Source organism: Tabrizicola sp. (assembly GCF_041913445.1).
Taxonomy (GTDB): Bacteria; Pseudomonadota; Alphaproteobacteria; order Rhodobacterales; family Rhodobacteraceae; genus Tabrizicola.
Genome location: NZ_JAYSFG010000004.1, coordinates 215,063 through 239,965, shown reverse-complemented (window position 1 = coordinate 239,965; position 24,903 = coordinate 215,063). Strand labels below are relative to the sequence as shown.

General features: G+C 67.6%; 29 protein-coding genes and 1 pseudogene. 9 read left to right on the top strand and 21 right to left on the bottom strand.

What is annotated here, in order from left to right:
- The first annotated feature begins 148 nt into the window (after window positions 1-148).
- Window positions 149-697 carry an HD domain-containing protein gene (locus tag ACE3Q6_RS07225; protein WP_374430190.1) on the top strand — a complete coding sequence of 183 codons (549 nt, stop codon included), beginning with the start codon at window positions 149-151 and terminating at the stop codon, window positions 695-697.
- A gap of 17 nt (window positions 698-714) precedes the next feature.
- Here ACE3Q6_RS07225 and ACE3Q6_RS07220 read toward each other — a convergent pair whose 3' ends face one another.
- The 7 genes from ACE3Q6_RS07220 to ACE3Q6_RS07190 all read right to left on the bottom strand — a co-directional run bounded on the left by ACE3Q6_RS07220 (window position 715) and on the right by ACE3Q6_RS07190 (window position 5,364).
- Window positions 715-1,656, bottom strand: a complete 942-nt coding sequence (locus ACE3Q6_RS07220) for a DMT family transporter (RefSeq protein WP_374430188.1) — start codon at window positions 1,654-1,656, stop codon at window positions 715-717.
- Between the two features lie 56 nt (window positions 1,657-1,712).
- Complete coding sequence (locus ACE3Q6_RS07215) at window positions 1,713-2,723, bottom strand: GSU2403 family nucleotidyltransferase fold protein (protein WP_374430186.1); 1,011 nt, start codon at window positions 2,721-2,723, stop codon at window positions 1,713-1,715.
- Window positions 2,724-2,939: 216 nt separating this feature from the next.
- Window positions 2,940-3,509, bottom strand: a complete 570-nt coding sequence (gene rplI, locus ACE3Q6_RS07210; protein ID WP_374430184.1) for a 50S ribosomal protein L9 — start codon at window positions 3,507-3,509, stop codon at window positions 2,940-2,942.
- Between the two features lie 12 nt (window positions 3,510-3,521).
- Window positions 3,522-3,749 (bottom strand): 30S ribosomal protein S18, encoded by a 228-nt coding sequence (rpsR, locus tag ACE3Q6_RS07205; RefSeq protein ID WP_103256213.1) that lies wholly within the window; start codon window positions 3,747-3,749, stop codon window positions 3,522-3,524.
- A gap of 20 nt (window positions 3,750-3,769) precedes the next feature.
- Window positions 3,770-4,222 carry a 30S ribosomal protein S6 gene (gene rpsF, locus ACE3Q6_RS07200; RefSeq protein ID WP_374430181.1) on the bottom strand — a complete coding sequence of 151 codons (453 nt, stop codon included), beginning with the start codon at window positions 4,220-4,222 and terminating at the stop codon, window positions 3,770-3,772.
- A 138-nt stretch (window positions 4,223-4,360) separates the two neighbouring features.
- Window positions 4,361-4,780: a PACE efflux transporter gene (locus ACE3Q6_RS07195; RefSeq protein ID WP_374430179.1), complete on the bottom strand. Its 420-nt coding sequence runs from the start codon at window positions 4,778-4,780 to the stop codon at window positions 4,361-4,363.
- A complete protein-coding gene (locus ACE3Q6_RS07190; RefSeq protein ID WP_374430177.1) occupies window positions 4,777-5,364 on the bottom strand; it encodes a flavin reductase family protein in 588 nt (195 codons plus the stop codon). Before ACE3Q6_RS07190 ends, ACE3Q6_RS07195 begins: the two co-directional genes overlap by 4 nt.
- 110 nt (window positions 5,365-5,474) lie before the next feature.
- On the opposite strand from ACE3Q6_RS07190, the gene ACE3Q6_RS07185 reads away from it, so the two are divergent.
- From ACE3Q6_RS07185 to ACE3Q6_RS07170, 4 genes are all read left to right on the top strand, one after another.
- On the top strand, window positions 5,475-5,960 hold the full coding sequence (locus tag ACE3Q6_RS07185) for a GNAT family N-acetyltransferase (RefSeq protein WP_374430174.1): 486 nt from the start codon (window positions 5,475-5,477) through the stop codon (window positions 5,958-5,960).
- A 40-nt stretch (window positions 5,961-6,000) separates the two neighbouring features.
- Window positions 6,001-6,753 (top strand): EcsC family protein, encoded by a 753-nt coding sequence (locus ACE3Q6_RS07180; RefSeq protein WP_374430172.1) that lies wholly within the window; start codon window positions 6,001-6,003, stop codon window positions 6,751-6,753.
- A 61-nt stretch (window positions 6,754-6,814) separates the two neighbouring features.
- Window positions 6,815-8,287, top strand: coding sequence for an AMP-binding protein (locus tag ACE3Q6_RS07175; RefSeq protein WP_374430170.1), 1,473 nt, complete (start codon window positions 6,815-6,817; stop codon window positions 8,285-8,287).
- Between the two features lie 545 nt (window positions 8,288-8,832).
- Window positions 8,833-10,047 (top strand): PqqD family peptide modification chaperone, encoded by a 1,215-nt coding sequence (locus tag ACE3Q6_RS07170; protein ID WP_374430168.1) that lies wholly within the window; start codon window positions 8,833-8,835, stop codon window positions 10,045-10,047.
- Between the two features lie 34 nt (window positions 10,048-10,081).
- On the opposite strand, the gene ACE3Q6_RS07165 is transcribed toward ACE3Q6_RS07170, so the two are convergent.
- From ACE3Q6_RS07165 to ptsP, 3 genes are all read right to left on the bottom strand, one after another.
- Window positions 10,082-10,861, bottom strand: coding sequence for a helix-turn-helix transcriptional regulator (locus ACE3Q6_RS07165; protein ID WP_374430166.1), 780 nt, complete (start codon window positions 10,859-10,861; stop codon window positions 10,082-10,084).
- 15 nt (window positions 10,862-10,876) lie between these two features.
- Window positions 10,877-11,272 carry a RidA family protein gene (locus ACE3Q6_RS07160; RefSeq protein ID WP_374430164.1) on the bottom strand — a complete coding sequence of 132 codons (396 nt, stop codon included), beginning with the start codon at window positions 11,270-11,272 and terminating at the stop codon, window positions 10,877-10,879.
- Between the two features lie 79 nt (window positions 11,273-11,351).
- Entirely contained in the window at window positions 11,352-13,598 is a 2,247-nt protein-coding gene (ptsP, locus tag ACE3Q6_RS07155) for a phosphoenolpyruvate--protein phosphotransferase (protein WP_374430162.1), read from the bottom strand.
- 168 nt (window positions 13,599-13,766) lie between these two features.
- Between ptsP and ACE3Q6_RS07150 the strand changes: the two genes are divergently transcribed.
- Entirely contained in the window at window positions 13,767-14,669 is a 903-nt protein-coding gene (locus ACE3Q6_RS07150) for an NAD(P)/FAD-dependent oxidoreductase (protein ID WP_374430160.1), read from the top strand.
- A gap of 32 nt (window positions 14,670-14,701) precedes the next feature.
- Here ACE3Q6_RS07150 and ACE3Q6_RS07145 read toward each other — a convergent pair whose 3' ends face one another.
- The gene (locus tag ACE3Q6_RS07145; protein WP_374430158.1) at window positions 14,702-14,944 is read right to left on the bottom strand and encodes a hypothetical protein; all 243 of its coding nucleotides are present in this window, start codon (window positions 14,942-14,944) and stop codon (window positions 14,702-14,704) included.
- 172 nt (window positions 14,945-15,116) lie between these two features.
- On the opposite strand from ACE3Q6_RS07145, the gene ACE3Q6_RS07140 reads away from it, so the two are divergent.
- Entirely contained in the window at window positions 15,117-15,494 is a 378-nt protein-coding gene (locus tag ACE3Q6_RS07140) for a hypothetical protein (RefSeq protein ID WP_374430156.1), read from the top strand.
- Window position 15,495: 1 nt separating this feature from the next.
- Here ACE3Q6_RS07140 and ACE3Q6_RS07135 read toward each other — a convergent pair whose 3' ends face one another.
- The 4 genes from ACE3Q6_RS07135 to ACE3Q6_RS07120 all read right to left on the bottom strand — a co-directional run bounded on the left by ACE3Q6_RS07135 (window position 15,496) and on the right by ACE3Q6_RS07120 (window position 19,835).
- The gene (locus ACE3Q6_RS07135) at window positions 15,496-16,752 is read right to left on the bottom strand and encodes an aspartate kinase (protein WP_374430154.1); all 1,257 of its coding nucleotides are present in this window, start codon (window positions 16,750-16,752) and stop codon (window positions 15,496-15,498) included.
- 66 nt (window positions 16,753-16,818) lie between these two features.
- Window positions 16,819-17,694: a bestrophin family protein gene (locus ACE3Q6_RS07130; protein ID WP_374430152.1), complete on the bottom strand. Its 876-nt coding sequence runs from the start codon at window positions 17,692-17,694 to the stop codon at window positions 16,819-16,821.
- Window positions 17,691-18,959 (bottom strand): phosphoribosylamine--glycine ligase, encoded by a 1,269-nt coding sequence (purD, locus tag ACE3Q6_RS07125; protein WP_374430150.1) that lies wholly within the window; start codon window positions 18,957-18,959, stop codon window positions 17,691-17,693. The genes ACE3Q6_RS07130 and purD overlap by 4 nt, the downstream gene beginning before the upstream one ends.
- A gap of 57 nt (window positions 18,960-19,016) precedes the next feature.
- Window positions 19,017-19,835 carry a polysaccharide deacetylase family protein gene (locus ACE3Q6_RS07120; protein ID WP_374430148.1) on the bottom strand — a complete coding sequence of 273 codons (819 nt, stop codon included), beginning with the start codon at window positions 19,833-19,835 and terminating at the stop codon, window positions 19,017-19,019.
- Window positions 19,836-19,944: 109 nt separating this feature from the next.
- Here ACE3Q6_RS07120 and ACE3Q6_RS07115 point away from each other — a divergent pair, with 109 nt between their 5' ends.
- A complete protein-coding gene (locus ACE3Q6_RS07115) occupies window positions 19,945-20,502 on the top strand; it encodes a type 1 glutamine amidotransferase domain-containing protein (protein WP_374430146.1) in 558 nt (185 codons plus the stop codon).
- 44 nt (window positions 20,503-20,546) lie between these two features.
- Entirely contained in the window at window positions 20,547-22,115 is a 1,569-nt protein-coding gene (gene xseA / locus ACE3Q6_RS07110) for an exodeoxyribonuclease VII large subunit (protein ID WP_374430144.1), read from the top strand.
- Between the two features lie 173 nt (window positions 22,116-22,288).
- On the opposite strand, the gene ACE3Q6_RS07105 is transcribed toward xseA, so the two are convergent.
- The 6 genes and pseudogenes from ACE3Q6_RS07105 to ACE3Q6_RS07080 all read right to left on the bottom strand — a co-directional run.
- Window positions 22,289-22,684, bottom strand: coding sequence for a hypothetical protein (locus ACE3Q6_RS07105; RefSeq protein WP_374430142.1), 396 nt, complete (start codon window positions 22,682-22,684; stop codon window positions 22,289-22,291).
- Complete coding sequence (locus tag ACE3Q6_RS07100) at window positions 22,681-23,070, bottom strand: hypothetical protein (protein WP_374430140.1); 390 nt, start codon at window positions 23,068-23,070, stop codon at window positions 22,681-22,683. Before ACE3Q6_RS07100 ends, ACE3Q6_RS07105 begins: the two co-directional genes overlap by 4 nt.
- 1 nt (window position 23,071) lies before the next feature.
- Window positions 23,072-23,467, bottom strand: a complete 396-nt coding sequence (locus ACE3Q6_RS07095) for a hypothetical protein (RefSeq protein ID WP_374430138.1) — start codon at window positions 23,465-23,467, stop codon at window positions 23,072-23,074.
- Window positions 23,467-23,871, bottom strand: coding sequence for a hypothetical protein (locus ACE3Q6_RS07090; RefSeq protein WP_374430135.1), 405 nt, complete (start codon window positions 23,869-23,871; stop codon window positions 23,467-23,469). Before ACE3Q6_RS07090 ends, ACE3Q6_RS07095 begins: the two co-directional genes overlap by 1 nt.
- A gap of 362 nt (window positions 23,872-24,233) precedes the next feature.
- Complete coding sequence (locus tag ACE3Q6_RS07085; protein ID WP_374430133.1) at window positions 24,234-24,626, bottom strand: hypothetical protein; 393 nt, start codon at window positions 24,624-24,626, stop codon at window positions 24,234-24,236.
- Between the two features lie 54 nt (window positions 24,627-24,680).
- Window positions 24,681-24,903, bottom strand: a pseudogene (locus ACE3Q6_RS07080) (alkane 1-monooxygenase); the annotation flags it as partial.

Genomic DNA, 24,903 nt, shown 5'->3' with positions numbered 1-24,903 from the left:
CCGCGTCTGCAGGGCCGCCCTCACCGGGCGGCCTTTTTCATTGACAGACTTTCCAGGTGCCGTAACCTGCGCCTGCGGGATCATCCCGTATTCCACACATTGAAACCCGACATGACCCGGCCGACGGCCCGGGCAGAAGGAGCCATTGATGACGATGATCGACGCGGCGCGCCGACAGGCAGAGGCCGCACACAGGGACCAGCAACGGAAAGGGGCAGCAGGTGCGCCCTATATCGGGCACGTGGCCGAAGTCGCGCGACTGGTCGCGGCCTGGGGGGCATCGGAGCCAGTCGTTGCCGCGGCCTGGCTGCACGATGTGGTCGAAGACTGCGGGGTCAGCCTCGCCAGCCTTGAAGCCGCCTACGGAGCCGAGGTGGCAAGCCTGGTCGCAGAGGTAACGGACGACAAGACCCTGCCAAAGGCCGAGCGGAAACGGCTTCAGGTCGTCAATGCGGGTCACAAGAGCGTGGGGGCTGCCCTGATAAAGCTGGCGGACAAGCTGTCGAATGTCGCCGAAATCGGACGGGAGCCGCCGATGCACTGGGATGAGGCCCGGATGCTGGCCTATGTCGAATGGGCAGAGACAGTGGTGGCCGGCCTGCCCGCGCTGCCTGCAACCGGCCTGCAACAGTTCCGCGAGGCTGCGGCAACGACACGAGCCGCCATTCGCCGACGGGGTGAGGCCGGGCGGGACTGACCGACTGCCTGCATGGCTTATGCCGGGCTTTCCGCGGTCTCTTCCTTTTGCGCCTCGGCGCGGATGACCAGAAGCCCCGCCCCGATCAGTGCCGCGATCCCGGCCCAGGCCAGCGTGGTGGGCAGCTGGTCCCAGAAGAGCCAGCCCCAAAGGACACCCCAGATGATGAAGCTGTACTCGAAGGGTGCCACCGAGGACGAAGGTGCCACGCGGTAGGCGTAGGTCAGGAGCGACAGTCCGATCGAAGCGATGAAGCCACAGGCCATGAAGAGAAGAAGGTCGGTCATTGGCATCGCCTGCCAGCCGCGCGTCAGGAATGCGAGCGAGGGATGGGTTGCGCCGTCATAGGCGCCCGACCCGAAGACGGCTGCCAGCGCCAGGGCGCTGGCGAGGAAGGTCAGGTTCCCCCAGAAGGTCATCGCGCCCGCTGTCTCGGTCTTGCCAAGGACCCGGGTGGCAAGCTGCGTCAGCGCATAGCCGAAGGCCCCGAGGACCGGCAGCAGCGCGGCGGGGTCGAAGACGCTGGCGCTGGGATTGAAGATCATCAGCATCCCGGCGAAGCCCGCCAGCAGCGCCAGCAGGTTCATGGGCCCGATCCGCTCGCCGAAGACCAGGGCGGCCGCGATGGTGATGAAGAGCGGTGCGGTGAAGAAGAGCGCCACGGTATCGGCCATCGGCATCGCGGCAAGGCCGAGGTAGTAGGCGGTGTAGGCCACGAAGTTCAGGAAGCCGCGGGCGAACATCCAGCCCCAGTTCGGGGTGGTGATGGTAGAGAGCCGGCCATCAAGCACACGGACGATGATGAGCAGCAGCGGCACAGCGGTCAGGCTGCGGATGATCATCGCCTGATAGAGCGGATAGTCTCCCGACAGCCGTTTCAGGATCACGTCCTGCAGCGAAAAGACCGCGATCCCGACGACAAGAGCAAGGATACCGCGCTGAGTGGCTGTCATCTGCATGCGGCCACGCTACGCCGGGCAGGGCGCGTGGCTTGCCTGCCCCCGACACCGCCCGGTCAAAGCGCGGCAAGCTTTGTCGCAGCTTCGGGCATCCGCTTCAACGTCGCCCCGATATGCGCCCGCCACTGGGGGCCCCGCTCCATCGTGTCCCCATAGGCCTCGCGCAACTCGTCGGGCCGGTCCTCGGCCAGGGCCTCGATCAGAAGGGCGGCCTGGGCCATGTCCTTGCGGGATTTCAGCCGGTCGGGACCCTGGCGGCGGTCAGCGACGATCAGCTTGTGGATCGCATAGGCCTCGGGCCGCGGGATCTGGATAAGAACGCCCGAGCGGTAAAGCGCGGCGGCCTTGATGGGTTCGGCGATCAGATAGTTCAGGAAGTGGAGCGATTGGGCGGCGACACCTAGGGAGGGCAGTTCGCGGATGTCCTCCTCGGGGCGGAAGGAGGGGGTCAGGAATTCGACCAGAGTGTTCGACTTGGTCTGCCGCCAGCGCCAGATCGAGCGGTGGTTGACCGAAGGGATCGGGGCGAAGTCCAGCGTCTTGAAGGTGTCATTGAGCGGCGTTTCGACCGTGTCGCCAAGGGCGAGCGAGAGGCGCTCGAACTGGGCGATGTCGAGATCGCTTGTCTGCATGATGTCAGTGCCTGGGATGCGGATTCCAAGTTCGCATTCGTAAAGTCGAAAGGCATTTGTCCCGACAACGGTGCCGCCAAGACGGAAGGTGCCTGTCTGCTCCAGCGCTGCGAGGAGAGATCCGGTCGCAGGATCGACGGGTCGCGCCCCTTCGGCCCTCAGGACGCGGATCAATCGCGTTCGGTCAGCGGCGCGGGCCTCGCGGGCAGCTTTGAGCTCTTGGTGCCGGGCGATCCGTTCCGCCATTTCTGGGGTATCTTCGCCGATGTAGCGCTTTCTCACGTCACTTCCGACACGGTACATGTCGTACCAGTAGGACTTGCCTCCGCGCCTCTCGAGTCGTGGGGTGCCAATGATCTCGCTGGTCTGTTCGTCCTCCAGCGCGGTGCGGAGGTCGAGGTAGGCGGCATGGGCAATTGAGCTTAGTCTTTGCATGGCATGTACTACAAGGGATAAGCCGTGTAGTACATGAGGCCGCACTTAACGGCAAGCCTTTTGTACTACAGCGGGAACTGAGTGTAGTACATGAAGCCCCGAAAGGGAGCATCCCCCGCCTGGATGTGATGCTCTACGCAAGAACCATCCGTAGAGCAAAACAGAAACCGCGCCCGGTTGCCCGGACGCGGTTCCCAAGCCCCTGAGGGGAAAGGCTTATTCGTCCTGCGCGGCCGCGCCCATTTCGTCGAAGAGTTCGGCGATCTCGAACTCGGCCTGGGCTTCGGCTTCGGCGGCGAGTTCCGCGACCGACTTGCCCGACGCCTGCAGCTCGGCCTCTTCGGGCGAACGGGCGACGTTCAGCTTGATCTTCACCGCGACTTCCGGGTGCAGACGGACGGAGACCGTGTGCAGACCCAGTTCCTTGATCGGCTTGTCCAGCACGACCTGGGTCCGGTTGACGGTGAAGCCGGCTTCAGTGGCAGCCTCGGCGGCGTCACGCGGGGTGACCGAGCCGTAAAGCGCACCGGCGTCCGAAGCCGAACGGATCACGATGAACGCCTGGCCGTCGAGCTTCGCAGCAACGGCTTCGGCCTCTTTCTTCGTTTCCAGGTTGGTGGCTTCCAGCTGGGCCTTCTTCGCCTCGAACGACTTGATGTTCGCGTCGTTGGCGCGGAGAGCCTTGCCTTGCGGCAGGAGGAAGTTGCGGGCGTAACCGTCCTTGACGTTCACGACCTCGCCCATCTGGCCAAGCTTGGCCACACGTTCCAGAAGGATGACTTGCATGTGCGTCGCTCCTTATTTCACGGCATAGGGCAGCAGGGCCAGGAAGCGGGCGCGCTTGATGGCCTGGGCCAGTTCACGCTGCTTCTTCGCCGAGACTGCGGTGATGCGGGACGGGACGATCTTGCCGCGCTCGGAGATGTAGCGCTGCAGGAGACGGGTGTCCTTGTAGTCGATCGCCGGAGCGTTGTCGCCCGAGAAGGGGCAAACCTTGCGGCGGCGGAAAAACGGCTTGTTCGCCATGGTCTATTCCTTTCCTCAGATCAACGACGCGGAGCGCCGAACGACGGACGCTCGCCACGGTCCGGACGGTCGCCGAACGACGGACGCTCACGGCGTTCACCGCCGCCAAAGCCGCCACGGTCACCGCGGTCGCCACGGTCCTCGCGCTCGTCCCGCTTCTGCATCTGCACCGAGACGCCTTCGGCGTGCTTGTCGACCTTGATGGTCAGCACGCGCATCACGTCGTCGTGGAGGCGCATCAGGCGTTCCATTTCCTGAACGGCAGCGGCAGGCGCGTCCGACTTCAGGAAGGCATAGTGGCCCTTGCGGTTCTTGTTGATCTTGTAGGCCATCGTCTTGACGCCCCAGTACTCGTTCTCAACGACTTTGCCGCCGTTGTCCGCGAGGACGGTCGAGAAGTGTTCGATAAGGCCTTCGGCTTGCGCGTTGGACAGGTCCTGGCGCGCGATGAAGACATGCTCGTAAAGAGGCATGCGGGCTTCCTTCGTTTCAGGGCGGCTTCATAGGACGGGCGAAACCTTTTCCGCAGCCCGTCCACGAGAGGCATCGCCGGTTCATGGATAAGCGGAAAGGATGCGGCCTTATACAGATCGCGGGCTTGAGCGCAAGGGCTATCGGGCCGAGGCAGGCAGCCCGAAGACCCGGTCGAAGCCCCAGGTGAAGAGGTAGGTGTAGACGAGAAAGAGCAGGATCAACCCCGCCTCGTAGACCAAAGCCTGCCCGAACGTAACTCCCAGCCACCAGGCCATGATCGGCACGAGAAGCACCACCAGGCCGCCTTCGAACAGGACCGCATGGGCGATCCGGCGCGAGAGAGGCCTGCCCCGGACGACCTGCCGCGCCTCCCAGGCCTCGAAGAGCGAGTTGTAGACGTAGCTCCACCCCAGGGCGACCGTGGCGGTCAGGACCGACAGCGCGAAGGACGATCCGGCGCTGGCCTCCGAGACCAGCCACAGGAAGGCCGAGGCGACCAGCGTTCCCAGCGTCTCGAACGAGACGGCGTAAACGATCTTGCGGCGGGTCGGCGTCATCCCTTGGCGGGGTCCCTCGGGCGGCGAAGCTCCCGGGTTTCGCGGACGAAGGTGTAGTCGTGATAGCCCAGCCGTGCCGCGGGGTTGTACCGGGTGTAGTCCAGACGTCCGTCGACGAGGCAGTCCTCGCGGATGTGGATCCCCACCACCTCGCCCAGAACCAGCTTCTCCGGGCCGATCAGGTCGACCAGCTTCACCACCCGGCATTCCAGCGTCGCGGGCGCATCGGCCACCCGCGGACAGTCGATGGCAACGCATTCCGCCTTCGCCACCCCCGCCGCCCCGAATTCATCCGTCCCGCGCGGGAACCGGGCCGAGGTCGCGTTCATTGCCTCCAGCGCGGCCTCGGCCACGATGTTGACGGCGAAGACCCCGCTCTCCATCGCGTTGACCATGCTGTCGCGGTAGTCGCCCGCGAACATCACCTGCGGCGGCGTGTAGCCCACCGCGTTGAAGAAAGAATAGGGCGCGAGGTTGTCGCCCGTAGAGGCCCGGGTCGAGATCCAGCCGATGGGCCGGGGTGAGACGATGGCCGAGAAGGGGCTGTGCGGCAGCCCATGGCCCTCGGCGGGTCGGTAGAACATGGATAGGGTCCGTTGCAGAAATTGCCCGTCGGCAAATTGATCGTGACACTGCGCCATGTTACGGCCCGTTGCCAGCGGATTCGGCAAGCCCTCGGGGAGACCAGGAACCAGTGTACCGGCTTGAGGAAGAGACCGAGGACGACTGGTGGGAGGTCGAGGCGCTTTATGACCTCTGCTTCGCCCCCGGCCGGACGGCGCTGTCTTCCTACCGCCTGCGCGAGGGCGTGCCGACCGTCGCGCCGCTGTGCCTGACCTTGCGGGATGAAGAGGGGGCGCTGGCCGCGGTGATCCGCTACTGGCCGGCGCTGATCGGGGAACACGACGTGCTGCTTCTGGGCCCCGTGGCCGTCCACCCGACCCATCAGGGCGAGGGGCTGGGCGCGCTACTGATCAACGAGAGCCTGGCCGAGGCACGGCGGCTGGGATGGGAGCGAGTGATGCTGGTCGGCGACGCGCCCTATTATGCGCGTTTCGGCTTCAAGAAGCTTGAGGGGGTGGAGATGCCGCCGCCGACGAACCCCGACCGGGTCCTGGGGTTGGAACTCAAGGCCGGGGCCTGGAATGGCGTGACGGGCCAGGTCAGCAAAGCGACCTGACCGGCATTGCACGGGGGCTCAACGGCCCCATATCAGTGCAATGGACCAGAACCTTCCCTCTGTCGAGACTGCCGACCTCGCCACGCAGGTGGCCGACCTTGCCCGCCGTTACAAACGCGCGAACGGGCCGGTGATCCGCCTGGTGAACCGGCTTGGGTCGACGCTGGAAAGCCAGCTTTCCGCGCTCCCCGAAAGTGTGCGGACCCAGATCGAGCGGGTGACCGCTCAGGCGCTGCAGACGTCTTACGGCCTTGCCGCGCGGGCGCCGGAGCTTGGCACGCGGGGGCCGATGGCCGCCGTCATAGCCACGGGCGCGGCGGGCGGGGCAGGGGGACTGCCGACCGCGGTGGCCGAGCTTCCGGTGACGGTGACGCTGTTCCTGAACGCCATTCGCGCCGAGGCGCGCGGGGCAGGGTTCGACCCTGATGAAGACTGGGTGCGCGCTGAATGCCTGCAGGTCTTTGCCGCGGGAAGTCCCCTTAAGCAGGACGACGGCGTGAACACCTCGTTCATCGGCACGCGGCTTGCGCTGACCGGGTCGACGGTCCAGAACCTGATCGCGGCCATTGCGCCCAAGCTTGCTTCGGTGCTTGGCCAGAAGCTGGCCGCCCAGGCCGTGCCGGTGATCGGGGCAGTCTCCGGGGCGGCGATGAACGCGGCCTTCCTGTCCTATTACCGCGAGGTTGCCCGCGTCCGCTTCGCTCTTCTGAAGCTCGCGCAGGAGCACGGGACCGAGGTGGTCGAGGCCGAGTTCCGACTGGCCACCACGCCGCCCAAGGTGGTCCGGGCCTGACCTGGTTGCGATCCGCCCCGTCCCTTGGGTAAATGCGTCCCAAGGCCAGAAGGGGGGCGGGATGAGCACCGATGTCATCGCGAAGCTGAAACAGATGGCAGCCGATCCGGACCGCGTCTGGATCCGGGGTGGGCAAACCTATGCCGGCCTTCTGGCCGAGACGGGGCGGCTTTCCAACACGCTTGTTTCGCTGGGCCTCCGGAAAGGCGACCGCCTGCTGCTTCAGGTCGACAAGTGCGAGGCAGTCCTGTCGCTTTACCTGGCTTGCCTGCGGACCGGTGTGGTCTTCCTGCCGGTGAACCCCGGGTACACCGTGGCCGAGACCGAGCATTTCCTTCGCGACGCCGAACCCGCGCTGGCGGTCACCGATCCCGGCCGCGTCGACGGGTTGGCGGCGCTCGGAGCCCGGGTGATGGCACTGCCAGAGCTTCTGGCGCGGACTGCGGGGCAGGGGGAAGCCTTCCCCGATCCCGCCCACGACCCGGACGACCTGGCGGCGATCCTTTACACCTCAGGCACGACGGGACGGTCCAAGGGCGTTATGCTGACGCGCGAAAACCTGGCCTCGAACGCCGAGGCTCTGGTCGGTCTTTGGCGCTTTGCGGAAACCGACGTGCTCTTGCACGCTCTGCCGGTCTTCCACACCCACGGGCTGTTCGTGGCAACGAATTGCGTCCTTTATGCAGGCGCAAGCATGATCTTCCACCGCAGCTTCCAGCCTGCTGGCGTGCTGGCCGCGCTGCCGGACGCCACGGTGATGATGGGCGTGCCCACCTTTTACTCCCGGCTTCTCGCCGACACCGGCCTTTCGCACGCTACGGTCGCGCAAATTCGCCTCTTCATTTCCGGCTCTGCGCCCTTGTCGCCCGCGACCCATGCCGAATGGCAGGCGCGCACCGGGCACGCGATCCTGGAACGTTACGGGATGACCGAGACCAACATGATCACCTCGAACCCCTACGACGGCTCCCGCCGTGCCGGGACCGTGGGGATGCCGCTGCCGGGGGTCGGGGTCCGGATCACCGGCCCTGACGGCCAGGTCCTGCCGCAGGGCGAGGCGGGGTCGATCGAGGTGCGGGGGCCGAACGTCTTCAAGGGCTACTGGCGGCTTCCCGAAAAGACGGCAGAAGAGTTCCGCGACGGCTGGTTCATCACCGGCGACATGGGCGCCGTCGATGTCCAGGGCTATCTCTCTATTCTGGGTCGGGCGAAGGACCTGGTGATCACCGGGGGCCTCAACGTCTACCCGGCCGAGGTCGAGGCAGCGCTTGACGACCTGCCCGGTGTGGCGGCCTCGGCCGTGATCGGCGTGCCGCATCCCGATTTCGGCGAGGCGGTGGTGGCCTGCCTTGTCGCGGCACCCAAGGCGACGCTGACGGAAGAGGCCATCCGGTCCTTGCTCCGCAACCGGTTGGCCGCCTTCAAGCTGCCGAAGCGGGTGCTGATTCTGGATGAGTTGCCCCGGAACGCGATGGGGAAGGTTCAGAAGGCCGAACTTCGCCGTAGATACAGCGACCTCTTCGCCGCGGCCTGACGCGGCCCTTCTGGGCCCGTTTGGCGATTTCCGGCCGATTTGCGCCTATACCTTGGGTTTATGTACCCCGGATAAACCGCTGGTCACTGTTCAGAGCCTTTTTCCTGCCGCAGTCCAAGGGAACCAAATGGGGGCATGAGACCCCTTGGTTGGGACAGTCGACACGACATGCAAAAAGAAAGGACATGAGATGAGCGAACCGAAGGACACCCTCTTCTCCCGCCGCAAGGCCCTGGGCCGGATCGGCGCCCTTGCTCTGGCCGCCTATGCAGCGCCGGCGATGACCACGGTAAGCGTGGCGCACGCAAGCAGCGGGTCGAGCGGGTCGACGTCCAGCACCGCACCGACTCCGGCTACGCCTCCGACCCCGCCGACACCGCCGTCCCGGACGACCTCGCCGACCAACAGCACCCGGCCCAGCACCTGCTCGGGCCCCACCGATGATGATGCGGGTTGCGGCGGTACCAGCACCGCCCCCTGAGGCCTTGCATCGCTTTCTTCGGCGCGGCTAGCTGCGCCGAAGGCATCAGCATGGGACTGCGAGAGTGCAGCGGGACATTCTCTTTCAGGGCGTCGCCGCGCCGCTTCGTCTGCAGGGCGCGGATGTCGTGCTGCCGCTTCTGCCGGACATCGTTGTGGGCTGGCCCTTCCGTATCGTCGAACCGGGCGATACCCCTGCTTTCTTCACGATCACCGCGCGGCCCGACGCGCCGCTGCTGCGTTGCGAGAGCCATGTCGAGGACCGACCGCCGCAGGACTGGGATCCCCTAAACGCGCTTTGCGATGCCATGGCCGGCCTTGCGGTGGCCCTGCCGCTGTCCGATCCCCGGCTGATCTGCCTTCATGCCGCCGGGGTCGAGATTGCCGGGCGGCTGGTCGTGTTCCCGAACATCCGGCGGGCCGGGAAGAGCACGCTGTCCGCCGCCTTCGCCCGTGCCGGGCACCGGGTCTTTTCGGACGATGTCGTGCCGCTGTCCTTTCCGCAGGGCGGGCCTGCGCTGGGCCATGCGATGGGAACGGCCCCGCGTCTGCGACTTCCCTTGCCGGAGAGCCTGCCTGCGGGTTTCCGCAGCTGGGCCGAGGCGGTGCCGGGGCCGCGGAACCGGCAGTATCACTACCTTCCCATCGCCGGTCAGCCGACCCACGGCGAGACCCTGCCCCTGGGGGCCTTCGTCCTTCTGGACCGCCGGGACGAGCCGGTGGAGGCCGAACTGATCCCGGTCCGCGCGGATGCGGCGATGGATGCGCTTCTTCACCAGAACTTCACCCGCGACCGGCATTCGGGCGAGGTGCTGGAGGTGATCGCGGCCAGTCTGGAAGCGGCGGCGGTCTGGAAGCTGGTCTATGCGGACCTGGATGGGGCGGTGGCCTGCCTGACGGCGGGGTTCCGTGCCTGGGCCGTGCCGGTCGAAGGGGGCGTTGAGCGGCGGTTCGGGCCGGCCTCTCTGGATTACCGGCCCGGCCCGTTGGGACGCACGGTCGTCCAGCGGGTGGGGGTAGTGGTGCGGTGGATCGGGGAAGTCCTGTACCTGGCCGATCCGGAGGGGCGGGCGATCCAGCGGATGGATGCGCTCGCGGCGGCGATCTGGGCGATGCTGGAGGAGCCGGGCACCCCGGAGGAGCTGGAAGAGGCGCTGGAGGAGGCCTTTCCGGGCACCCCGCGGGAGAGGATCGCGGCGGATCTGCAGGCCCTTTTGGAGCGGCTGTGGGAGGCGGGGCTGGTCGGGGCCGGAGATGTGTCCACGGTGGACAAACTCTGATCCAGCAACAAAAACAATAGCTTGGTCGCGGACGTTAGGGATCTGTTAAGCCTTGGCCGAGTGGCTGATCTAGCTCCCTTTGTGCTGGAACGGCAGGCAGAGTAGGCCCTTCGCAAGTGTCGCGGGCGAGGAAGGTGGCGAGGCTGGTCGCCTCGGTTTCCTCGAAGGTCTCGGCGGTCGCGGACAGGTCCAGGATGCGGTCGAAGCGGAAGGTGCGGAAGTCGGCGCGCAGCTCGCACCAAGCGGTGAACATCCAGCCTTCGGTGAAGCTCCAGATCGCCAGCGGCCGGACGCGCCGGTCCGAGGCGCGGTCGGCGCCGTCGCGGTAGGTCATCTGCACGATGCGACGCTTGCGGATCGCCTCACGCAAGAGACGCGCCTGCGGCGGCATCCGGGCGTGGAGGCTGAAATAGGGCGCGTCCGTCAGGGTGCGGTCCTCGGGTCGCGGCATCCCGGCCTGAAGCTTGGCCCGCGCCTCGCGCGCGGCATGGGCCAGGACCGGATCGCCCGCGCGTTCGGCATAGGCGAGGCCCAGGGCCAGCGCCTCGACCTGATCATGGGTAAAGGTCACGGGCGCGAGGTCGAAGCCGGGGCGGAGGAGGTAGCCGATCCCGGCTTCGCCTTCGATGGGCAGGCCCGAGCCCTGCAGATGCGCGATGTCGCGGTAGATCGTGCGGGTGCTGACCTCCAGCCGCCGGGCCATGTCTTCGGCCCGGCTGACGCCGTGGGCGCGCAGGTCCTGCACCAGCCTGAAAAGTCTTTCCGCGCGGCGAATCTTCCCGATCCTTTCGCTTCGATCCCGCAAGCCTAGCACGCCCGACGGGCAGGGTCAGTCGGCGGCGGTGGCCTCCAACTCGATCATCAGGGGCGGGAGTGCCAGCCGCGTGACGCCGAGAAGCGTCATCGGCGGGGCGATGCCGAGGGGACCGAAACGCCGGCCGAGAAGGTCGAAGTTCCGCATAGCGGCATCGACATCGGTCGCATAGACGTTGAGCCGGATGATCTGCGCCAGAGACATGCCAGCCGCCACCAGCACGGCCTCCAGATTGTCGAGTGCCAGGGCCAGCTGTGCGCGCATGTCGCCCGGGTGCTGCGGCGCGCCGGTGGCATCGACAGCGGTCTGCCCGGCGCAGATCAGTTGTCGGGTTACTCCGGTGAGAAGTTCGGCCTGATTGTAGCCAAGCGGCAGGGACCAGGGCCAGGGATTGACGGGGGTGCGGTTCATGCGGGCTTTTCCTTTCCGGTTTCGGTGCCCGGAGGAAAGCAGAAGGCTCCTGACAGCGTGGTGTCAGGAGTGTCGGTGGTCAGACGGTTTCTTGCGTGGCCAGCCAGTCCATCAGCATTGTGCGCGCGCTTTCCTCGCCTGCGGCACGAGCCTTGTCGATCACGGCGCGAGCCTCGGCGAGGTTCACCTTGCGCAGAAGCGCCTTGACCGGCCCCACCGACGCAGGGCGCATCGAGAGCGTGCGGAAGCCGATGGCGGCCAACGCCAAGGCCTCGATGGGCCGCCCTGCATCCTCGCCGCAGAAAGAGAGCGGCGTCGCGGTCTCGGCGCAGCGGGCGATGATCTGTTCCAGGAAGGCGAGGAACGACAGGTTCAGCGTGTCGTAGCGGCGCCGGACGAGTTCGTTCTCGCGGTCGGCGGCGAAGAAGAACTGTTTCAGGTCGTTGCCGCCGACGCTGATGAAATCGGTCAGTTCGAAAAAGCTTTTCGGCGCGTAGGCAAGGGAGGGCGTCTCCATCATCGCGCCGATCTCGATCCGTTCGGGGACCGGGTGGCCGAGCGATTTTTCCCGGTGAAGTTCGCGCAGGACATGGGCGCGGGCGGCCTGGAATTCGCTGAGCTCGGTGATGAGCGGGAACATGATGGTGAGCGGGCGTCCGTTCGCGGCGCGGATCAGGGCCTGGACCTGCATCCGAAGGACGCCGGGCTTGTCGAGGCCGACGCGGACCGCGCGCCAGCCCATGGCGGGGTTCGGCTCCTCGGGCGGCTTCATGTAGGGAAGCACCTTGTCCGAGCCGATGTCGAGCGTGCGGAAGGCCACGCGCTTGCCCTTGGCCGCGTCCATCACCCGGGCGTAAAGCCGGGCGAGTTCCGCGCGCTGGGGCATCTTCGAGCGGATCAGGAACTGGAGTTCGGTGCGGAAGAGACCTACGCCGTCGGCGCCCGAGCCTTCGAGGCTGGGAAGGTCGGCCATGAGACCTGCGTTCATGTGGAGCGCGATGGTCGTGCCGCAAAGCGTAGTGGCGGGCAGGTTCCGCAGGGACGCGTAGCGCTTCTGCGCCTCGGCCTGCATGGCGATCTTGTCGCGGAAGGCGCGGGCGACGGTTTCCTCGGGGCGCAGGTGGACGATGCCCTGGTCACCGTCGACAAGGATCGGGTCGCCGTTCAGCGCCTCGGCGACGATGCGGCTGGCGTTGATGACGAGCGGGATCGCGAGGGCGCGGGCGACGATGGCGGCGTGGGAGCCGACGGAGCCTTCCTCCAGCACGACGCCCTTGAGCTTGCGGCCATAGTCAAGAAGTTCGGCGGGGCCGATGTTGCGGGCGACGAGGACCGGGTTGTCCGGCATCTCGGCCCCGGTGTCCTTGCCCTGTCCGGTCAGGATGCGGAGAAGCCGGTTCGAGAGGTCGTCGAGGTCCTGCAGGCGTTCGCGGAGGTACTGGTCGGGGACCTGCTCCATCCGGGCGCGGGCGGCGGACTGTTCCTTTTCCACCGCAGCCTCGGCGGAGAGACCGCGCATGATGTCCTCTTCCATCCGCCGCAGCCAGCCGCGGGAATGGGCGAACATGCGGTAGGCCTCAAGCACCTGCTTCTGGTCCTTGTCGAGCTGTTCGGCTTCCAGAAGGTCGTCGATCGACACGCGCAGCTCGCCCACGGCGTGGCGGATGCGGTCGATTTCGGTCAGGGGGTCGTCGGCCACCGGGTTGGTGATGACGACGCGGGGTTCATGGAGCCAGACGCGGCCTTCGGCGGCGCCTTCCTGGCCGGAGGTGCCGCGGATCATGACGGGCTGCTTGTGGAGCGCGCGCATCGCCCCGTCGCCGGAGGTGAAAGCGCCAAGCTCGGTCATCTCGGCCAGCACCATCGCGACGACGTCGAGGGCGTAGATCTCGTCCTCGTTGAACTGGCGGGCGGTCTTGGACTGGACGACAAGGACGCCGAGTTTCTCGCCCACGCGCTGGATCGGCACGCCGAGGAATGAGGAGAAGAGCTCTTCCCCGGTTTCCGGCATGTAGCGGAAGCCCTTTTCCGAGGGCGCGTCGGCGGTGTTCACCGGCTGGCCATAGCGGGCGACGCGACCGACGAGGCCTTCGCCGAGCTTCATGCGGGTCTGGTGGACGGCTTCCTTCTTCAGCCCTTCCGTGGCGCAAAGCTCCAGCGTCTCGGGATCGCGGAAGAGGTAGATCGAGCAGACCTCGGTCCCCATGCTGTCGGCGATGAGATGGGTGATGCTGTCGAGGCGGTCCTGCCCCTCGCCCGGGACGGACAGGACATCGCGCAGGCGGCGGAGAAGCTTGCGACTTTCGCTTTCTGTCCGTTCGGGCATGGGGCGCGGGTCCTTCCTGGTCTTCCCCTTTCTATAGGGGGGTGTTGCGCGGATGGAAACGGAATTGCGCGGGATGCGCGCGGGGGTTGGGGTGGTGCCTGCGGAATGGGCAGGGGGAACCGGTTCGGGGGTCCGGGCCTTGGGTCGGGGAGAAGCGGGAGCGGGCGGATGATCGAGGCGGATGTGGCGGTGGTGGGGGGAAGCTTCGCGGGGCTTTCGGCGGCGATCATGCTGGCGCGGGGGCGGCGGCGGGTGGTGATCATCGACGAGGGGTTGATGCGGAACCTCTATGCCCATGCCTCGCACGGGTTCCTGGGGATGGACGGGGCCGCGCCGCAGGCGATCCGGGCGAAGGGGCTGGCCGAGGTGCTGGCCTATCCCATGGCGTGGTACCTGGAGGGGCGGGTGGAGCGGATTTCGGGGAAGTCGGGAGCCTTTGTCCTGCAGGGGCCGGAAGAGGTGCGGGCGGCGCGGGTGATCCTGGCCTATGGGCAGCGCGACCGGTTGCCGGACATCCCGGGACTGGCGGAGTGCTGGGGGAAGACGGTGGTGCAATGCCCCTATTGCCACGGCTACGAGCTTGCCGACCGGACCACGGGGCTGCTGGCCTGGGAGGCGATTCCGATGCACCACTCGGTGCACCTGGCGGACTGGACGGATGACCTGATCCTGCTGGAGAACGGCGTGGAGGTGACGGAGGACCAGGCCAGTGAGCTGGACCGGCCGGGCCTGCGGCGGCAGGTCGGGAAGGTGGTGCGGGTGCATCACACGGGTGGTGTGATCGAGTCGGTGGAGCTGGAGGGTGGCGACCGGGCGGCAATGCGGGCGCTCTATCTTGTGACCTGGCAAGAGCCGGCCTCGCCGCTGGGGGAGGAGCTGGGGTGCGAGGTGGTGGAGACGCCGATGGGGCGGCATCTGAAGGTGGATGATCACCAGCGGACCACGGTGCCGGGCGTCTTTGCCGCGGGAGACCTGGCCCGGCCCTATCCCTCGGCCACGCAGGCGGCATCGACGGGAAACCGCGCAGGGGCGGCCTGCCATCAGGACTTGCTGGGGATACTGGACGACTAGCCGGGCCGCCTATGCGACCGTGGCAAGGGAGATCAGTCCGGGTCGCCGTCGCCGTTGCCGAGGACTCCGAATTTCGACGACTGCGCGTTCTGTCCGGCCTGAGAGAAATACCCGTCGGCGGCCAGACCGCGGCGGATCAGCTCTCGCACCGCGGCCGAGCGGCTGGGCATGCGTGCGTTGAAGCGAAAATTGTCCAGCGCTGCAAGCTCTTCCTCGGCCAGCATCACCTGCAGCCGGTCGCCCCGCTTTCCGATGTCACGTGTCCCGTCAGACATGGTGCACCCTGGCTTTTACTCATAATGAGCGAATGTCTCATTTGGATCAAGTGGCACAAGTCCCTGCAAAGGCGGCATCTGCACAACGGTAGGCGCTTCCTCCGAATATGTATATGATTTTGCTGTAAATTTTTCCCTCTCTGGTCCAGAATGACCGGAGAAAGGACGTACCATGGACTTCATCGAGCGCCGCCCCGAAAGGGCCAATCCGGTCCTGTGCCTGATCCGGAATGCCGTTCTGCGGGAAGATCTTGGCGAGGCGCTGACATCGCAGGGGTTCCGCGCTGCAATGCGGCTGGACCGGGCACGGAGCTACTGCGCGGTGATCCTGGACATCGACGACGCGACCCCGCGCCAGATCTCGACGGTCCGCAGTCTGGCGGAAGCCGGAGTTCCGGTCATCCTGATCGGCGACTCCATCGAGACGGCGCGCGAGACCGGCTTGCCCTGCATGGCCTTCTTCACGATGGCCTTCGTGACCGACCTGCTGGTCGCCCGGCTGCGCGCCCTTCTGGAAGCGCCGCCGGACCAGTGGCCCGAGGTCAAGTAGCCTAGGCCTTGTCGAGTTCGAACGTGTCGTGCAGCGCCTGGACAGCGAGTTCCATGTACTTGCGGTCGATCAGGACCGAGATCTTGATCTCCGACGTCGTGATCACCTTGATGTTCACGTTCTCGGCCGCAAGGGCCGCGAACATCTTGGCCGCGACGCCGACCTGGCTGCGCATCCCGATCCCCACGACCGAGACCTTGGCGACGTCGGTGTCGGTGACGAGCGAGGTGTAGACGAACTTGCCGGCGGCGGCGGCGTCCTCGATGGCCTTCTTCGCGCGGTCCACCTGGTTGGTGGGCAGGCTGAAGGTCATGTCGGTATGGGCGCGCTTGTCGGACGGGTCGTCCTGTTCCGAGATGTTCTGGACGATCATGTCCACGTTGACGCCAGCATCGGCAAGCGAGCCGAAGATCGCCGCGGCGATGCCGGGCCGGTCCTCGACCTTCAGCAGGGTCATTTTGGCTTCATCGCGGCTGTAGGCGACGCCGGAGACGACTTTCGATTCCATGATTTCATCCTCGTCGCAGACCAGGGTTCCAGAGTTTTCGTCGACCTCCTCGAAGGAGGAGACCACGCGCAGCCGCACCTTGTAGCGCATCGCCAGTTCCACGGAGCGGGTCTGCAGGACCTTGGCGCCGAGGGAGGCCAGCTCGAGCATCTCCTCGAAGGCGATCTTGTCGAGCTTGCGGGCCTTGGGGCTGATGCGGGGGTCGGTGGTGTAGACGCCGTCGACGTCGGTGTAGATGTCGCAGCGCTCGGCCCCGAAGGCGGCGGCGAAGGCCACGGCGGTGGTGTCGCTGCCGCCACGGCCCAGGGTTGTGATCCGGCCCTCGGCGCTGACGCCCTGGAAGCCGGCCACGACCATGACCTTGAAGCCTTCGGCGAACTTGGCGTCGATGTTGTCGCGCGGAATGCTGACAAAGCGGGCCTGGCCGTGGGCCGAGGTGGTGTTGATCGGCACCTGCCAGCCCTGCCAGGACCGGGCGGGGATGCCCATCTCCTGCAGGCGCAGCGCCATGAGGCCGGCAGTCACGTTCTCGCCCGAGGAGACTACCGCGTCATATTCGCGGGCGTCGTAAAGCTTGGAGGTCTGTTCAACCCAGCCGACCATTTCATTGGTCTTGCCGGACATGGCGGAGACGATGACAATGACGTCATAGCCGCGCTCGACCTCGGCCTGGACCTTTTTGGCGGCGTTCTCGATCCGGGCGAGGTCCGCCACGGAGGTTCCGCCGAATTTCATCACCAGAAGCGGCATCCGCGCCTCCCCCTTGGGCGTTCAAAACGCCCGCTTCTTATGCGGGGGTTTGGGCGGGCGCAAGGGTCAGTCGAGGCGGTAATCGACGGGTTGCAGCGGCGGGGGTGGGGGTTCGTCCAGGTGGGGGGCGAGGGAGATTTCGGCGGTCCGGCAGATGGCGTCGAGGGGGAGCGCGTTGGCGGTCAGGCCGAAGGGGTGGGCGAGCTCTTCCGTGACCTCGGCGAGGCCGAAGAAGGTGTATGCGACGATGACGGCGAAGACGGGGGTGAGCCAGCCGGTCGGCTCGAGCAGCGCGAAGGGGAGGAGGAGGCAGTAGAGCCAGGAGGTGCGGAAGATGAGGAGGGAGTAGACGTAAGGGAGGGGCGTGAGCTTGATCCGCTCGCAGCCCGCTTGCGCCAGCGCGATGGTGGAGAGGCGGGTGGAGAGCGTGCGGGCGCCGAAGCCGTCCATGCGGCCTTCGCGGTGCGCCTCGGCCAGGTGCAAGGCCATCGCGTCGAGGGTTGTGTCGGGGGTGGTCGACGGGACGTCGCGGAGGGCGGCGGCGTCATTGGGCAGGCCGCGAAGCGCGCAGCGGTGCTGGTGCAGGAAGGCGCGGATCGCGGTCAGGAGGCGGCGGCGGTCGGTGGCGTCGGGGAGGAAGATTTCGGCCTCGCGGGCGATGGCGCGGGCGTCGGCGAGGAGGCCTCCCCAAAGGCGGCGGGCTTCCCACCAGCGGTCGTAGGCGGCGTTGTTCCGGAAGCCGAGGAAGAGTGAGAGCGCGACACCGAAGACGGCCAAGGGCGCGGCCTGGACATGGGGGAGGGTCCAGACGAAGCGGTCGATGGCGACGACGGCGGTGGAGAAGAGGGCCACGAACAGCAGTTGCGGCGCGATGACCGGCAGGACCGAGCCGCGGACGGCGAAGAGGAGTGCAAGGATCCCGGGCTTGTCGCGAAGGATCATTTCGGCAGCGCGCGCCAGCCGATGTCCGAGCGGCAGAAGCCCTCGGGCCAGTCGAGGAGGTCGATCATCGCGTAGGCGCGGTGGTGGGCTTCCTCCAGCGTCGCGCCGCGGGCGGTGATGTTCAGGACGCGGCCGCCGTTCGCGGTGACAAGGCCGTCACGCAGCGCGGTCCCGGCGTGGAAGACCATGTGGCGGCTGTCCTCGGGCATCCGGTCGAGGCCGTTGATCGTGCTGCCCTTGGCATAGGCGCCGGGATAGCCCTTGGCGGCCATGACGACGGTCAGCGCGTGGTCGTCGGCCCAGTTGACCTGGACTTCGTTGAGCCGCCCCTCGGCGGTGGCCAGCATCAGGTCCAGGGCTTGCGCGCCGAGGCGCATCATCAGGACCTGGCATTCCGGGTCGCCGAAGCGGGCGTTGTATTCGACGAGGCGGGCCTTGCCGTCCTGGATCATCAGGCCCGCGTAGAGGACCCCCTGGTAGGGCGTGCCGCGCCGGGCCATCTCGGCGATGGTGGGGAGGACGATCTGGTTCATCGCTTGGGCCTGCAGCGCCTCGGTCAGGACGGGGGCGGGGGAATAGGCGCCCATGCCGCCGGTGTTGGGGCCGGTGTCGCCGTCGCCCACGCGCTTGTGGTCTTGGGCGGTGCCGATCGGGAGGGCGTGGGTGCCGTCGGTGAGGATGAAGAAGCTCGCCTCTTCGCCCTGCATGAATTCCTCGATGACGACCTCGGCCCCGGCCGCGCCGAATTCTCCGCCGAACATGTCGTCGATGGCGGTGAGGGCTTCGGCCTCGGTCATGGCGACGATGACGCCCTTCCCGGCGGCGAGGCCGTCGGCCTTGACGACGATGGGGGCGCCTTCCGCGCGGATGTAGGCTTTCGCGGGCTCGGGCTCAGAGAAGCGGGCCCAGGCGGCGGTGGGGGCGGCGCAGGCGTCGCAGATTTCCTTGGTGAAGGCCTTCGATGCCTCCAGCTTCGCGGCGGCGGCGGAGGGGCCGAAGGTCAGGAGGCCCGCGGCGCGGCAGGCGTCGGCGACCCCGGCGGCGAGGGGGGCTTCGGGGCCGACGATCACGAAGTCGACGGCGTTTTCCTCGCAGAAGGTCACCACGGTGGAGCCGTCGAGGATGTTCAGGTCGGCGCATTCGGCCAGCATCGCGATGCCCGCATTGCCGGGGGCGACGATCAGGCGGTCGGTCTTCGGGTTCTGCTTCACCGCCCAGGCGAGGGCATGTTCGCGGCCACCGGAACCGAGGATGAGGATGTTCATGCGCGCCTCCTGCCGTTTGGTGCCTCTTAGGCGGCGATGGGGCCGAGGGCAAGCCTGTCAGGCGGCCCGCATCCGGTCGCGGATCGCGCGCATGCCGGAAAGGCGGAAGCCGTGGTCCGCGAGGAAGTCGTTCGCCCAGCCAGAGGCAAAGATGCGGTATTCGGCAAGGCGGGTGGGGGCGTCGTCGCTCATCCACTCGGCATCGCCGGGTGCGGTGAAGTGGAAGGCGCAGAAGGTGAGGCCGGGTTGGGCCTGGTCGAGGATCTGGGCGTAGGTCTCGGGCGTGGGGGAGAGATTGCCGAAGGGCGTGTGGAGGAACTTGCCGATGGGCGGGATGCCACGCTGGTCGAGGATGCGGAAGGCCTCGGTCAGGTCGGACCCGGGCGGGAGGAAGCGGGTGGCGTCGCGGGTCAGGACGATGGGGAGGTCATAGCGGTCCCCAAGCTCCAGATAGACGGGCAGGAGGCTGGGGAAGGCCATCACCAGCATGTGGGTGTCGAGGTGGGTGACGTCGATCCCGGCGTCATAGGCCGCGTCGATTTGGGCGATGAGTTCGGCGCGGACAAGGGCGGGGTCGCGGGTTGCGGCCTCCTCCGACGTGGTGGGGAAATGGCCGCTGGTATCCATCAGGCCCTTCGCCCCGGTCATCGGCCGCCAGCGACAGCGGGGGAATTCCGAGGTCAGGGTCAGGTGGACGCCGATGTCGAGGTCGGGCCGGTCCCGCGCGATCTGCGCCAGGTCGGCGAACCAGGGGCAGGGGACCATCACGGAGCCGCTCGTCACGACACCCTTGTCGGACAGCTCGACGAAGGCCCGGTTGGCGCTGCGGCTCGCGCCGAGGTCGTCGTGGTGGAGGATCAGGGTGCGGTCGGACATGGCGGAAGGCTAGTGTGGCGAGAAGGGGCGCTCAAGCCCAGGTGAGGACGGGGAACTCGGGCCGGAGCGCGGCGTTGGGTCGGCCAAACCCTCAGGAAAGGAATTCAGAATGCGCATTCAAGGCAAGCGGGTCGCGGTGCTGGCGACGGACGGGTTCGAACAGTCGGAACTGGAGGTGCCGGTCAAGCACCTGCGCGCGGAAGGGGCCGAGGTCCATGTCGTCTCGCTGAAGGCGGGCGAGATCAAGGGCTGGGCGGGCAAGGACTGGGGCCGGCCGGTGCCGGTGGACAAGGTCTTGTCCGAGGTCGACGCCGAGGATTATGACGCGCTCGTGCTGCCGGGCGGCCAGATCAACCCGGACCTCTTGCGGGTCGAGGATGCAGCGATCGGTTTCATCAAGGATTTCTGGTCGGCCGGGAAGGTCGTGGGTGCGATCTGCCATGCGCCGTGGTTGTTGGTCGAGGCCGGGATCGTGAAGGGGCGGAAGGTCACCTCGTATGGCTCGATCCAGACCGACGTGAAGAACGCGGGCGGGCTGTGGGAAGACAGCGCGGTGGTGACGGACAAGGGTCTGGTCACCAGCCGCAAGCCCGAGGACCTGCCGGCCTTCTGCGCCAAGCTGGTCGAGGAGATCGCCGAGGGCACCCACCAGCGCGCGGCGGCGTAATTCCGGCGCTTCCGTCGGGGGCCGGGATCGGGCATCAATGGCCCATGAGCGAGCTTTTCGAAGACGACGGCCCCCGGCCCAGCGGCAACCAGCCTGAATACACCGTGTCCGAACTTTCGGGCGCTGTGAAGCGTGTCATCGAGGGCGAGTTCGGGCTGGTGCGGGTCCGGGGCGAGGTGGGGCGGGTGTCCCGTCCGGCCTCGGGGCATCTCTACTTCGACCTGAAGGATGACCGCAGCGTCATCGCGGCGATCAGCTGGAAGGGCCAGGTCGCGCGGATGCAGGTGCGCCCCGAGGAGGGGATGGAGGTCGTGGCGACGGGCCGGATGACCACCTTCCCGGGCCAGTCGAAGTACCAGCTGATCGTCGATGACGTGGCCCCGGCGGGGGCGGGCGCGCTTATGGCGATGCTGGAGAAGCGGAAGGCGGCGCTGGGGGCAGAGGGGCTGTTCGATCCGGCGCGGAAGAAGCCGATTCCGTACCTGCCGAAGGTGATCGGGGTGGTGACGTCTCCGAGTGGAGCGGTGATCCGGGATATCCTGCACCGGCTGCGCGACCGGTTTCCCCGGCACGTGCTGGTCTGGCCGGTGGCGGTGCAAGGGCAGGACTGCGCGGCTCAGGTGGCGGCCGCGATCCGGGGGTTCAATGCGATCGAACCGGGCGGACCGATCCCGCGACCCGATGTGCTGATCGTCGCGCGGGGTGGTGGGTCCTTGGAGGACCTCTGGGGGTTCAACGAGGAGATCGTCGTGCGGGCGGCGGCGGGGTCGCGGATCCCGCTGATCTCGGCTGTCGGGCACGAGACGGATACGACGCTGATCGACTATGCGGCGGACCTGCGGGCGCCGACCCCCACGGCGGCGGCGGAGTTGGCGGTGCCGGTGCGGCTGGAGCTGCTCGCCACGCTGGAGGCGCTGGGCGCGCGGCTGGTGCGGGGCATCGGGCAGGGCGTGGTGCTGCGGCGGCAGCGGCTGCGGGACCTGAGCCGTGCGCTTCCCCGGGTGGAGACGCTGCTGGCGACGCCGCGGCAGAGGCTGGATGCCTGCGGGATGCGGCTCGGCTCGGGGCTGGGGCTGGCGGTCAGCCGGAAGCACCGGGAGTTCGACCGGGTGGCGGGGCGGTTGCAGCCTGCGGCCCTGCGCGGGCTGGTGGCGCGACAGCGCGATCAGCTGGCGGCGCGGGAGGAGCGGTTGGTCCGCGCGATCCTTCTGCGGCTGGAGCGGCGGGGGGAGCGGCTGGAGGGGCTGGCGGCGCGGCTCGCCCCGGCGCTGGCGCGGATGATGGGCGAGGCGGGTAGGAAGGTGTCGGACGGGCGGCGGGAGCTTTCCCGTCTGGAGGGGCGGCTGGAGGCGGCTTCCGACCAGCGGTTCCGGCGGCTTTCGGATCGCCTGGAGGCGCTGGACCGGACCCGGGTGACGCTGGGCTATGCCGAGACCTTGAAGCGGGGCTATGCGGTCGTCAGGGGGGATGGGGCGGTCGTGACCTCGAAGACGGGGGCGGAGAAGGCGGCGAGCCTGGAGATCGAGTTCCGGGACGGGCGGCTTCTGGTCGGCGGCAGGGCCGGGAAGCGGTCGAAAGGCGAGGCGGACGGGGGGCAGGGGAGCCTGTTCTGAGGTTCCTGTCCACGCTGGGCGCCGGTGGCTGACCCTTTGGATTCAACGGGTTGCGCGTGGAGGTTTGCGAAGCGTTTACCTTTTTCGTGCGACGCCAACAAAATCCTTAAGGAAGGATTCTGGCAAATTTCTTGCTTAAGAAATTTGGGCACGGGGTGAACCGGCGCGTCAGGTCAGACGCCGAAGTAGCCCTCGCAGGTCACCACCTCCTCTGCCGGGTAAAGCATGATCGGCGCGCTGGAGCGGTCGCCGTCGAGCCACGCCATCATCCAGTCGCCGCGGTCGTGGTAAGTCCAGCAATAGGTGAAGGCGTCGCCCTCGTAGTCGAAGCAGATCTGGTCGCCCTGCGGACGCCAGGTGCCTTGCAGGCATTGCTCGGCATCGCGCCAGATCGCGCGGCGACCGGGGAGAAAGGTTTCCACGCCGTAGCGGCCCGTCTGATCATGGGTGTCGAAGGTGCGGCCCTGGACGAAGGCCTCGAACGCCTCGGCCGTCATCGGCGGGTCGGTTTCGGCGACGGCCGCGGCAGGCAGAAGCGCCATGAGGAGGGCAGGGGCGATGCGGGTCATGCGCCGACCTCGGGTCCGGGGCAGGCGAGCGGTTCGGCGGTCTCCTCGACCACGACGGGGGCGGCGTCGGCCGCGGTTCCGGCGGCACGGGCGTGGAGGGCGGGACCGGCTTCGGTGATCGTCCAGCAGTCGGGTTCGGGGTCGTCCTCGTAGCGGAAGCAGATCAGCGCGCCGTCGGGATACCAGTGGCCAAGCTTGCAGTCGCCGCCGACGAGCATCCAGCGGACGCGGCGGCCGGGCAGGTAGGCTTCGACCCCGTAGACCTGGCCGAACTCGGCCCAGGTCATCGTGCGTCCCTGGGTGAGGGCGTCGAAGGCCTCGGCCGTCAGGGGTGTTTCGGCCGATGCCGGGTTGGCGAGGATCAGGGAGAGAAGCAGGCTGCGCATGTCAGACGCCCACCTCGGGGGCACAGGAAAGCGGCGTCGCCGCCGGGGTCACGGTCTGGGCGGGCTCATCGGGACCGGCGAGCACGGGCTTGGCGAAGACCTCGCCGCCCTCGCGCCAGTAAAGCCAGCAGTGGCGCTGGTCGCTGCCGTCGTAGACGAAGCAGACGGCCGGGCCATCGGGATACCAAAAGCCCGTGCGGCAGGGGCCGCCCGTGTCGGCGTCGCGGACGGTCCGGTCGGGGAAGTAGGCCTCGGAGCCGAGGACCCGGCCGTCGACGGCGTAGTCGAGCGTGCGGCCGGTCGCGAAGGTGTCGAACTCTTCCGGCGGCATCGGCTGGGCTGCGGCGGCGGCGGCCGTGAGGACCAGGGCGAGGGCGGGGGCGAGGCGGGGGTGCATCAGACGCCGACCTCGGGTCCCGGACAGGGCAGCGGCGTGTCGCTGGCCTGAACCTCGTAAAGCTCTTCCCCCGGCTGGCCGTCGGCCGAAAGCGCCACCATCGCGCCGTCCCGCAGCCAGAAGGTCCAGCAGTGCGGGACGGGGTCGTATTCGTAGACGAAGCAGATGTCGTCGCCTTCGGGATACCAGCTGCCGTACTGGCACATGTCCGGCGAGACGGACCAGCGGACCTTGCGACCGGGCAGGTATTCCTCGATTCCGAAGAGGCTATCGTATTGCTGGTAGGTCACGGTCTTGCCGGTGACATGCGCCTCGAACGCCTCGGCGGTCATGGGGGCTTCGGCCTGGGCCGGTGCGGCCAGGGCGAGGGCGAGGGCGGCTGCGGTGCGAAGGGGCGCGGTCATTCGGTCACCGGGCCAGGGAGGGGGCAGTCGGGTGGCGGGTCGCTGACCGCGATGCGAACGGCTGGTGTCCCGGTGGATCGTCCCGGTGCTGCGAGATGACGCGGCTGCCCGCGCGGACGAAACTCCCGCAGGCCGGGGTCGGCAGGCTGTGCCGCCGTAGCCCGCGCCCGGTTCCTGCCCCTTCACCTTGCGGCCTAGAACATAAGCCGCAGTCCCGAAGAGACCGGCAAGCGGAGCTGCGGCGCGGGCCGGGACGGTCACAAGCCGGGCGAAGGCGGCCATGGTCAGACCCCCGCGTCCGGGCCGGGACCGTCGAGCGTTTCGGCGTAGGGCAGGCAGCGCGAGCAGCGCCACAGCCCGCATCAGACGCCCACGTCCGGCCCGGCGCAGGGCAAGGGCCCGCCATCGCGCGAGGATTCAAGGATTTCCCAGCCGCCGCCTTCGCCCATGTAGCGGCCGCGGATCTTGCCGTTTTCCAGGAAGTAGAGCCAGCAGGCCGGGGTTGGGTCGTTCTCGTATTCGAAGCAGATCTGGTCGTCCTTCTGGTACCAGACGCCGTAGATGCAGAGATCGCCCTCGAACGCCCAGCGGACCCGGCGGTCGTCGAGATATTCCTCGGTGCCGAAAAGCCCGCTGCCGTAGTCGTAGGTGATCGTGTCCCCCCGCGTGGCCGCGTCGAAGCCCGCCGCGTCAAGCGGGGTTTCGGCGAAGGCCGGGGTCGAGGACAGGATCAGCGACAGGATCAGGGCACGCATAAGGCTCTCCGTTCGGACGGGGAGAGAGTGCCAGAGACCTGCGGCCAAGGCCAGTCAAGCCGCCGTGTCCCGGGGTGAGGTTTTCCGCAGGCGCTGAAGATGCGGGCGCATCATGCGGCGCCAGAGCCGGGGAAAGAGCGCGATCATGCAGGCAAGCGGCAGGGGCCAGGGCAGGCGGGGCGCCTCTTCGGGCAGGCGGAGTGCGGGGAAGGGGCGGCCGGGGTTGACGTGGTGGTCGGAATGGCGCGGTGCGTTCAGAAGCAGGGCAGAGGAAAAC

Bases quoted from the DNA above. Each gene is read 5' to 3' on its own strand.
- ACE3Q6_RS07100 (WP_374430140.1), bottom strand. From the start codon at position 23,070: ATGCGCAGCCTGCTTCTCTCCCTGATCCTCGCCAACCCGGCATCGGCC.
- purD (WP_374430150.1), bottom strand. From the start codon at position 18,959: ATGAACATCCTCATCCTCGGTTCCGGTGGCCGCGAACATGCCCTCGCC.
- ACE3Q6_RS07120 (WP_374430148.1), bottom strand. From the start codon at position 19,835: ATGTCCGACCGCACCCTGATCCTCCACCACGACGACCTCGGCGCGAGC.
- xseA (WP_374430144.1), top strand. From the start codon at position 20,547: ATGAGCGAGCTTTTCGAAGACGACGGCCCCCGGCCCAGCGGCAACCAG.
- ACE3Q6_RS07135 (WP_374430154.1), bottom strand. From the start codon at position 16,752: ATGCCGCTTCTGGTGATGAAATTCGGCGGAACCTCCGTGGCGGACCTC.
- ptsP (WP_374430162.1), bottom strand. From the start codon at position 13,598: ATGCCCGAACGGACAGAAAGCGAAAGTCGCAAGCTTCTCCGCCGCCTG.
- ACE3Q6_RS07115 (WP_374430146.1), top strand. From the start codon at position 19,945: ATGCGCATTCAAGGCAAGCGGGTCGCGGTGCTGGCGACGGACGGGTTC.
- ACE3Q6_RS07150 (WP_374430160.1), top strand. From the start codon at position 13,767: ATGATCGAGGCGGATGTGGCGGTGGTGGGGGGAAGCTTCGCGGGGCTT.
- ACE3Q6_RS07195 (WP_374430179.1), bottom strand. From the start codon at position 4,780: ATGACGCCGACCCGCCGCAAGATCGTTTACGCCGTCTCGTTCGAGACG.
- ACE3Q6_RS07160 (WP_374430164.1), bottom strand. From the start codon at position 11,272: ATGAACCGCACCCCCGTCAATCCCTGGCCCTGGTCCCTGCCGCTTGGC.
- ACE3Q6_RS07095 (WP_374430138.1), bottom strand. From the start codon at position 23,467: ATGCACCCCCGCCTCGCCCCCGCCCTCGCCCTGGTCCTCACGGCCGCC.
- ACE3Q6_RS07215 (WP_374430186.1), bottom strand. From the start codon at position 2,723: ATGCAAAGACTAAGCTCAATTGCCCATGCCGCCTACCTCGACCTCCGC.
- ACE3Q6_RS07180 (WP_374430172.1), top strand. From the start codon at position 6,001: ATGGACCAGAACCTTCCCTCTGTCGAGACTGCCGACCTCGCCACGCAG.
- ACE3Q6_RS07145 (WP_374430158.1), bottom strand. From the start codon at position 14,944: ATGTCTGACGGGACACGTGACATCGGAAAGCGGGGCGACCGGCTGCAG.
- ACE3Q6_RS07140 (WP_374430156.1), top strand. From the start codon at position 15,117: ATGGACTTCATCGAGCGCCGCCCCGAAAGGGCCAATCCGGTCCTGTGC.
- ACE3Q6_RS07190 (WP_374430177.1), bottom strand. From the start codon at position 5,364: ATGTTCTACCGACCCGCCGAGGGCCATGGGCTGCCGCACAGCCCCTTC.
- ACE3Q6_RS07105 (WP_374430142.1), bottom strand. From the start codon at position 22,684: ATGACCCGCATCGCCCCTGCCCTCCTCATGGCGCTTCTGCCTGCCGCG.
- rplI (WP_374430184.1), bottom strand. From the start codon at position 3,509: ATGCAAGTCATCCTTCTGGAACGTGTGGCCAAGCTTGGCCAGATGGGC.
- ACE3Q6_RS07130 (WP_374430152.1), bottom strand. From the start codon at position 17,694: ATGATCCTTCGCGACAAGCCCGGGATCCTTGCACTCCTCTTCGCCGTC.
- ACE3Q6_RS07220 (WP_374430188.1), bottom strand. From the start codon at position 1,656: ATGCAGATGACAGCCACTCAGCGCGGTATCCTTGCTCTTGTCGTCGGG.
- ACE3Q6_RS07090 (WP_374430135.1), bottom strand. From the start codon at position 23,871: ATGACCGCGCCCCTTCGCACCGCAGCCGCCCTCGCCCTCGCCCTGGCC.
- ACE3Q6_RS07085 (WP_374430133.1), bottom strand. From the start codon at position 24,626: ATGCGTGCCCTGATCCTGTCGCTGATCCTGTCCTCGACCCCGGCCTTC.
- rpsR (WP_103256213.1), bottom strand. From the start codon at position 3,749: ATGGCGAACAAGCCGTTTTTCCGCCGCCGCAAGGTTTGCCCCTTCTCG.
- ACE3Q6_RS07225 (WP_374430190.1), top strand. From the start codon at position 149: ATGACGATGATCGACGCGGCGCGCCGACAGGCAGAGGCCGCACACAGG.
- ACE3Q6_RS07175 (WP_374430170.1), top strand. From the start codon at position 6,815: ATGAGCACCGATGTCATCGCGAAGCTGAAACAGATGGCAGCCGATCCG.
- rpsF (WP_374430181.1), bottom strand. From the start codon at position 4,222: ATGCCTCTTTACGAGCATGTCTTCATCGCGCGCCAGGACCTGTCCAAC.